This is a genomic window from Agathobaculum sp., from assembly GCF_050946325.1.
Classification (GTDB): Bacteria; Bacillota; Clostridia; order Oscillospirales; family Butyricicoccaceae; genus Agathobaculum.
The window spans coordinates 1-7,486 of the sequence record NZ_JBMNUP010000092.1; the positions used below are offsets into that span (position 1 = coordinate 1).

Genomic DNA, 7,486 nt, shown 5'->3' on the forward strand with positions numbered 1-7,486 from the left:
GCAAAGGTTCTGGAAGAGAAGAAGGCTCTGGTTGCCTCGCTGGTAGAGAAGATCAAGAACTCCCCCGCAGGTGTTCTGGTTGACTACAAGGGCATCAATGTTGAGGATGATACCAATCTGCGCCGCGAGCTGCGTGAAGCCGGTGTGGACTACGCTGTCATCAAGAACACGATGATCCGCTTTGCAGCTAACGAGCTGGGCTTCAACGAACTGGACGAGCACCTGAACGGTACGTCTGCGCTGGCGATCTCGACGACGGACGATGTAATCGCTCCCGCCAAGATTCTGGGCGCGTTCGCCAAGAAGCATGAGAACTTCAAGATCAAGGCCGGTTTCCTGGAGGGCAAGGTTATCTCCGAGGAAGAGGTCAAGAAGCTGGCAAGCATGCCGAACAAGGAAACCCTTATCGCGCAGGTGCTGTACAGCTTCAACTATCCTATCATGCAGTTTGCTATTGCCTGCGACGCAATCGTCAAGAAGGCCGAGGGCAACGAGGACATGAAGGTTGCCGAGCTGGTAGCCGCCAAGGCGCCGGCCGAGGAAGCTCCCGCTGCGGAGTAATGCACATCAATTTTAAAAATTAACTTATAATGGAGGTTTATCCCATGTCTGTACAGGAGATTATGGATGCTGTAAAAGAGCTCAAGGTTCTGGAGCTCTCTGAGCTGGTAAAGGCTCTGGAAGAGGAATTCGGCGTATCCGCTACGCCCGTAGCCGTTGCTGGCGGCGCTGCTGCCGGCGGCGAGGAAGCTGCTGCTGCTGCCAAGACCGATTTTGACGTTGTTCTGACCTCTGCCGGCTCTTCCAAGATCGGCGTTATCAAGGTTGTTCGCGAGATCACCGGTCTGGGCCTGAAGGAAGCCAAGGAGAAGGTTGACGGCGCTCCGGCTACCATCAAGGAAGGCGCTTCTGAGGCTGAGGCGAACGAGATCAAGGAGAAGCTGGAAGCTGCCGGCGCTACCGTCGAGCTCAAGTAATCCGTTTCGGAAAGCCTTACAATTTGCAAGAAAGAGACCTGCTGCATTTGCAGCAGGTCTTTTTTCATGCCGCGATATACAGAAGCGGCGGCGGTATGATAAAATAAAAGCAAAAATATTTTGGGAAAATGTGTGAGACGGCGGCCGGAAAGTTGTGTATATAGGTGAAAGGACAAAATGAAAGCGGGGTGAACGCAGATGGATGACGCGAAAATCGTTCAACTGTATTGGGACAGGGATGAGCAGGCGATTGCCGCCACGGCGCAAAAATACGGAAACTACTGCACCGCAATTGCCAGGAACATACTGGGCAGCCGGGAGGACGCCGAGGAATGTGTGAGCGATACCTATATCGGCGCGTGGAACGCGATGCCGCCGCACAGGCCGCATATCTTATCTGCCTTTCTTGGAAAAATCGTTCGCAATCTGTCTTTGAACCGCTACCGGCACAATACGGCCGAAAAACGGGGCGGCGGCGAGCTGCCGGTGGTTCTGGACGAATTGCGCGAGCTGGTATCCGGCAAAGAGGATGTGGAGCAGGAAATCGACCGCAGGGAGCTGGTGCGGGCCATTGATGCGTTTCTGGGCAGCCTTTCCCCGGAAAAAAGAAGCATTTTTGTCAGCCGTTACTGGTACACGGCAAGCATTTCGGCCATTGCCGCGCAGCATGGCATGAAAGAAGGCGCCGTGTCCATGACGCTCAGCCGCCTGCGCCGGAAACTGCACGACTACCTGACGGAAAGGGGTTTTGCACTATGACGAACGAGAAATTCTATGAAGTCCTCGGCGGCATGGATGAAAATTATGTCAAAGAGGCAGGGGAATACCGGAAGCGAAAACCGGTCTGGCCCAAATGGTGCGCGGCGGCCGCCTGCCTGTGCCTGGCGGTCCTTGGGCTCTGGTTCGCCGGGCAGCGCACGGACGGCCAGACGCCCGGCGGCGTCGTGCCGCAGCCGGAGGGCGGCGTGCTGACGGTCAATCCGGTGGAAAATGTGACAAGCGCGGATATGGATGTGCAGTTTTCCCACTACAGCGATCTGCCCGCTGACGGGCGGCAGGCCGCAGAACAGGCGTTTGCAGACGCTATGGGGATGACCTGTGCGGAATTTGCAGCAAAACTGCCCGCAGACTGGCAGCAGACGGCGTTTTACTCGGTTGACGCACCGACAGAGCCGAGGGGCGCGGTCTATATCCCGCATGACTATGTCTTTGAACTGCGGACGGCGGACGGCGGCAGCGCAAAGATTGCGCTCTGCGCCGGACAGGCGCCGCTCAGAGACTGCTTCTTCGTGTGCGACGCGCCCGAACAGTCGGAAATTGGCGGGACCGCCGTGACGGTTTACGGTGTGCGGGACACGCTGTTTGCGGAATTTGCCTGCGGCGGCGTATTCTATGACGTGGAAACGCACGGCGTTCCGGCAGAAGAACTGGAAAACCTACTGACCGGCCTGCTGGCCTGACGCCGCGCATACATGAAAAAAGCTCCCACCCTGCGGTGGGAGCTTTTTGTTATCCATTGTGTCTGCCGTGTGATGGGGCGAAAATCAGTTGCCGCCCTTGCTGCCTTCCCACACGCCGGTGGCCAGCGCGGACAGGTAGGCGTTGATAAAGCCGTCGATATCGCCGTCCATCACGGCGTTGATGTTGGCGTTTTCATAGGCCGTGCGCGTATCCTTGGCAAGGGTATAGGGCATAAAGACGTAGGAGCGGATCTGGCTGCCCCATTCGATCTTTTTCTGGTCGCCCTTGATATCGGAAATCTTGTCCAGATGCTCGCGTTCCTTGATCTCAACCAGTTTGGAGCGCAGCATGCGCAGGCAGTTGTCCTTGTTCTGGAACTGGCTGCGCTCGGTCTGGCAGGATACGACGATGCCGGTCGCCTTGTGAATCAGGCGGACTGCGGACGAGGTCTTGTTGATGTGCTGGCCGCCCGCGCCCGAGGAGCGGAACACCTGCATTTCATAATCTTCGGGCTTGATTTCAAAATCAGCCGAGGTATCCGGAATATCGGGCACAACCTCCACCGCAGAGAAGGAGGTGTGGCGGCGGCCGGATGCGTCAAAGGGAGAGATGCGCACCAGACGGTGTACGCCCGATTCGCCCTTGAGGAAGCCGTAGGCGTTTTCGCCCTCGATGATGATATCGGCCGACTTGAGACCGGCTTCGTCGCCGTCCTGATAGTCCATGATCTTATAGGTGTAGCCGTGGCGTTCAGCCCAGCGGGTATACATGCGGTACAGCATTTCGCACCAGTCCTGGGCTTCGGTGCCGCCCGCGCCCGCGTGGAAAGAGACCAGCGCGTTGTTTTTATCGTATTCGCCCGTCAGCAGGGTGGAGAGCTTCTGTTCGGCCACGCCCTCATCCAGCTCTTTGAAGCCGCTTTCCAGCTCGCCGAGCATGGATTCGTCGTTTTCCTCAATGGCCATTTCGCAGATGGTCAGCAGATCGTCGCAAAGCTCTTTGAGATGGTTGTAGGATTCGATTTTGCCCTTCAAAGCGCCCATGCGGGAAACGATTTTCTGGCTTTCCTCCGGATTGTCCCAAAAGCCGGGCTGAGAGGACTTGATCTCCAGCTCCTCCACCTCGCGCTCGGCCTTTTCCAGACCCAGCGAGGTATAGAGCTCTTCCAGCGCGGGTTTCAGGTTGTTCAGTTTTACCTTGTATTCTTCAAACTCAAGCATGAAAATGCTCCTTCACCGTATTTTTCAACATACTATAGTATACGCAAAAAACGGGTTCTTGTAAAGTTTTTTTGCAGTTATACTTGACAAACGCGATAATTTTCCCTATATTATACAATACAACGTTAAAATAAAAGGGAGTAGCTCACACATTTGAATGTGTGGTCGGCGTCGTCAATCCCGGCGGGCGGATAACAGCCTGTCCGGCGCCGTTCCGTTAAGCAGCGAGACTTTTATTGCTTCAGCCGCAATAAAGGTCTCTTTTTTTGCGCGCAGAAGCGTATTCTTATTCTCATAGAGGTGTTGTGCATGCTGTCATTTGTTCTGTTGGTTTTGGGTTTTGCGCTGCTGGTCTGGGGCGCGGATAAGTTCGTCGCGGGCGCGGCGGCGGCCGCGCGCCGGATGGGCGTGTCGCAGCTGCTGGTCGGCCTGACGGTCGTGGCGTTCGGCACGTCCGCGCCTGAGCTGGCGGTCAGCGTTACCGCGGCGCTCAAGGGCGCCAATGAGATTGCGGTCGGCAACGTCGTCGGCTCCAATCTGTTCAATCTGCTGGTGGTGGCCGGTCTTTCGGCCGTGCTGTGCCCGCTGGTGCTGGACCGCGATCTGCTGCGCCGCGACTGGCCGATGAGCATTGGCGCCGCCGCGCTGCTGGGCGTGATGCTGCTGCTGGGCGGCGGACTGAGCCGTCTGGAAGGCGTGGTACTGCTGGCGCTGTTCGCCGTGGTCATGGCGATGCAGATCCGTCCGGCGCTGCAAAACCGCGAAGCGGCGCCCGCGGAAGATGAGATTGAGATGAAAACCAGCCTGATTGTGGTGAACATCGTGCTGGGCCTTGCGTGCATTGTGCTGGGCGGGCAGCTTTCGGTGGACGGCGCGACGGGCATCGCCCGCATGTTTGGCCTGTCGGAAACGCTCATCGGCCTGACCATCGTGGCCTGCGGCACCAGCCTGCCGGAGCTGGTTACTTCGCTGGTTGCGGCGCGCAAGGGGCAGAACGATATTGCGATGGGCAACGTCATCGGCTCCAACCTGTTCAATATTCTGCTGATTCTGGGCACTTCGGCGGTGATTACGCCGATCACCGTGCAGCCCACCGCGCCGATTGACTGCCTGATTCTGGTTGCGGTCAGCGTATTGTTCTATCTGCCGGCCCGTAAGGGCAAGCTGGGCCGCGCGCCCGGCGCCGTGATGGCGCTGACGTATGCGGCGTATACGGCGTATCTGATCATGCGGTAAACCGCTTTTTCCAGGGCGCTCAAAAGACTTTTTTCTGCTTGCCGGAAAAATAAAGTTTTTCGACAGTCTCAGACGGCCGGACGCAGTCCGGCCGTCTTTTTTGTGCGGCGCCGCGCCCCCCAAAAGAGAAACCGCGCGGAAAGCGAAATTTTAGCGGGAAACGGCGGCCTATTTACAAAAAATTTGTTTGTTTCCCCATATATATGTGATATAATATTTCTGTTATGATGAAAACAGGGGCGCTTTTTGCTCCTTTTGAAAGGCTGAATCAACAAATGGCTAACTTCTTTACCAAGCTCTTCGGCACGCATTCGTCGCATGAGCTGAAAAAGATTTATCCCATTGCGGATAAGGTGGACGCGCTCGAGGAGACGTATAAAAAACTGACCGACGCCGAGCTGCGCGCCAAGACGGACGAATTCAAAGCCCGCTATCAGAACGGCGAAACGCTGGACGATCTGCTGCCAGAGGCGTTTGCCACCTGCCGGGAGGCGGCGTGGCGCGTTTTAGGCATGCGGCATTACCGCGTGCAGGTTATCGGCGGCATTGTGCTGCATCAGGGCCGCATTGCGGAGATGAAAACCGGCGAAGGCAAAACGCTGGTCGCCACGCTGCCGGCTTACCTGAACGCGCTGACCGGCAAGGGCGTTCACATTGTCACCGTCAACGATTATCTTGCCAAGCGCGACAGCGAGTGGATGGGCAAGGTATACCGTTTTCTCGGGCTGACGGTCGGCCTGATTATTCATGAGGTGGAGCCGGCAAAGCGCCGCGCGATGTACGAGGCGGACATCACCTACGGCACCAACAATGAGTTCGGTTTTGACTATCTGCGCGATAATATGGCCATCTACAAGCAGGCCATGGTGCAGCGCGGCCACGCTTTTGCCATTGTGGACGAGGTGGACTCCATCCTCATCGACGAGGCGCGTACCCCGCTGATTATTTCCGGCCAGGGCGAGCAGTCCTCCCAGCTGTACCAGATGGCCGACCGGTTTGCGGCCGGCCTCAAGTGCCTGCGCGTCAAGGAAGTGGACGCCAAGGAGGAGCAGGACGATATTACCGCCGACTATATTGTGGACGAAAAAGCCCGCACGGCCACGCTCACGCCGCACGGCCAGACCAAGGCGGAGGCGTATTTCAGGGTGGATAACCTGTCCGACCCCGAGAATACCACGCTGCAGCACCACATCAACCAGGCCATCAAGGCCCGCGGCGTCATGCAGCGCGATGTGGATTACGTTGTACGCGATGGACAGGTCATCATTGTGGACGAGTTTACCGGCCGTCTGATGTTCGGCCGCCGCTATAACGAAGGCCTGCACCAGGCCATCGAAGCCAAGGAAGGCGTCAAGGTTGCGCATGAGTCCAAGACCCTTGCCACCATCACTTTCCAGAACTATTTCCGTCTGTACGGCAAGCTTTCCGGCATGACGGGCACCGCGCTGACCGAGGAGGAGGAATTCCGCCACATCTATAAGCTGGATGTGATTGAGATTCCGACCAACAAGCCCATCGCCCGTAAGGACAATCCGGACGCGGTATACAAAAATGAAAGCGGCAAAATCAAGGCGACCGTTGCGCGCATTGAAGCATGCCACGCCAAGGGCCAGCCGATTCTGGTGGGCACCGTTTCGATTGAAAAATCTGAAGAGCTTTCGGCCATTTTGAAGAGAAAAGGCATCAAACACACGGTTTTGAACGCCAAATACCATGAAAAAGAGGCGGATATCGTCGCGCAGGCCGGTAAATCCGGCGCGGTGACGATTGCGACCAACATGGCCGGCCGCGGCACCGATATTATGCTCGGCGGCAATCCGGAGACCATGGCGCTGGACGAGCTGCGCAAGGGCGACTACAGCCCCGAGCTGCTTTATGAAGCCAACGGCCATGCGGAGACCGACGACCCCGAAGTGCTGGCCATCCGCGCGCGCTTTACCGAGCTGTATGAGAAATTCAAGCAGGAAACCGACGCCGACGCCGCAAAGGTGCGCGAGGCCGGCGGCCTGTATATCCTGGGCACGGAGCGGCACGAATCCCGCCGGATTGACAACCAGCTGCGCGGCCGTGCCGGCCGTCAGGGCGACCCGGGCGAATCGAGCTTCTATATTTCGCTGGAAGACGATCTGATGCGCCTGTTCGGCTCGGAAAAAATCCAGAATATGATGAACACGCTGGGCATTGACGAAGACGAGCCTATCGACCAGAAGATTCTGTCCGGCGCGATTGAAAACGCGCAGAAGAAGATTGAATCCCGCAACTTTGCCACCCGTAAGCATGTGCTGGAGTATGACGATGTGCTCAACACCCAGCGCCAGACCATTTACAGCCAGCGTTTGCAGGTGCTGGAGGGCAAGGATATCAAGGAAAACATCGTCCGCATGATTGACGACACCGTGGCCCGCGCGGTGCATGCCGCCATTGGCGAGCATACCGTCATCGAGCCTGCGATGGTCGAACAGGCACGGCGTCCGTTTATCGGCATTTTCCTGCGCCCGACCGACTGCACCTTCACGCCCGAGGAGTGCGACGACCTGACCGCCGACCAGCTGATTGAAACGCTGGCCGAGCAGGCGCACAAGGTATATGAAG

Annotated in this window: 7 protein-coding genes; 6 read left to right on the top strand and 1 reads right to left on the bottom strand. The window is 57.3% G+C overall.

The window, feature by feature from the left end; all coding sequences use genetic code 11:
* From rplJ to ACOYIE_RS07770, 4 genes are all read left to right on the top strand, one after another.
* Positions 1 to 561: 50S ribosomal protein L10 (gene rplJ / locus ACOYIE_RS07755; protein WP_433412047.1), on the top strand; the 561-nt coding region annotated here is incomplete at its 5' end.
* Between the two features lie 44 nt (positions 562 to 605).
* Positions 606 to 977, top strand: a complete 372-nt coding sequence (rplL, locus tag ACOYIE_RS07760) for a 50S ribosomal protein L7/L12 (RefSeq protein ID WP_433412049.1) — start codon at positions 606 to 608, stop codon at positions 975 to 977.
* A 198-nt stretch (positions 978 to 1,175) separates the two neighbouring features.
* Positions 1,176 to 1,736 carry an RNA polymerase sigma factor gene (locus ACOYIE_RS07765; RefSeq protein WP_433412051.1) on the top strand — a complete coding sequence of 187 codons (561 nt, stop codon included), beginning with the start codon at positions 1,176 to 1,178 and terminating at the stop codon, positions 1,734 to 1,736.
* Positions 1,733 to 2,437 carry a hypothetical protein gene (locus tag ACOYIE_RS07770; protein WP_433412053.1) on the top strand — a complete coding sequence of 235 codons (705 nt, stop codon included), beginning with the start codon at positions 1,733 to 1,735 and terminating at the stop codon, positions 2,435 to 2,437. Before ACOYIE_RS07765 ends, ACOYIE_RS07770 begins: the two co-directional genes overlap by 4 nt.
* Positions 2,438 to 2,521: 84 nt before the next feature.
* On the opposite strand, the gene prfB is transcribed toward ACOYIE_RS07770, so the two are convergent.
* On the bottom strand, positions 2,522 to 3,658 hold the full coding sequence (prfB, locus tag ACOYIE_RS07775) for a peptide chain release factor 2 (RefSeq protein WP_433412055.1): 1,137 nt from the start codon (positions 3,656 to 3,658) through the stop codon (positions 2,522 to 2,524).
* Between the two features lie 309 nt (positions 3,659 to 3,967).
* Here prfB and ACOYIE_RS07780 point away from each other — a divergent pair, with 309 nt between their 5' ends.
* Both ACOYIE_RS07780 and secA read left to right on the top strand, forming a co-directional pair.
* The gene (locus ACOYIE_RS07780; protein WP_433412057.1) at positions 3,968 to 4,894 is read left to right on the top strand and encodes a calcium/sodium antiporter; all 927 of its coding nucleotides are present in this window, start codon (positions 3,968 to 3,970) and stop codon (positions 4,892 to 4,894) included.
* 275 nt (positions 4,895 to 5,169) lie between these two features.
* On the top strand, positions 5,170 to 7,486 hold a 2,317-nt coding region (gene secA / locus ACOYIE_RS07785), incomplete at its 3' end, for a preprotein translocase subunit SecA (protein WP_433412059.1).

Coding starts and splice junctions, on each gene's coding strand:
- ACOYIE_RS07770 (WP_433412053.1), top strand. CDS start 1,733: ATGACGAACGAGAAATTCTATGAAGTCCTCGGCGGCATGGATGAAAAT.
- ACOYIE_RS07765 (WP_433412051.1), top strand. CDS start 1,176: ATGGATGACGCGAAAATCGTTCAACTGTATTGGGACAGGGATGAGCAG.
- ACOYIE_RS07780 (WP_433412057.1), top strand. CDS start 3,968: ATGCTGTCATTTGTTCTGTTGGTTTTGGGTTTTGCGCTGCTGGTCTGG.
- prfB (WP_433412055.1), bottom strand. CDS start 3,658: ATGCTTGAGTTTGAAGAATACAAGGTAAAACTGAACAACCTGAAACCC.
- rplL (WP_433412049.1), top strand. CDS start 606: ATGTCTGTACAGGAGATTATGGATGCTGTAAAAGAGCTCAAGGTTCTG.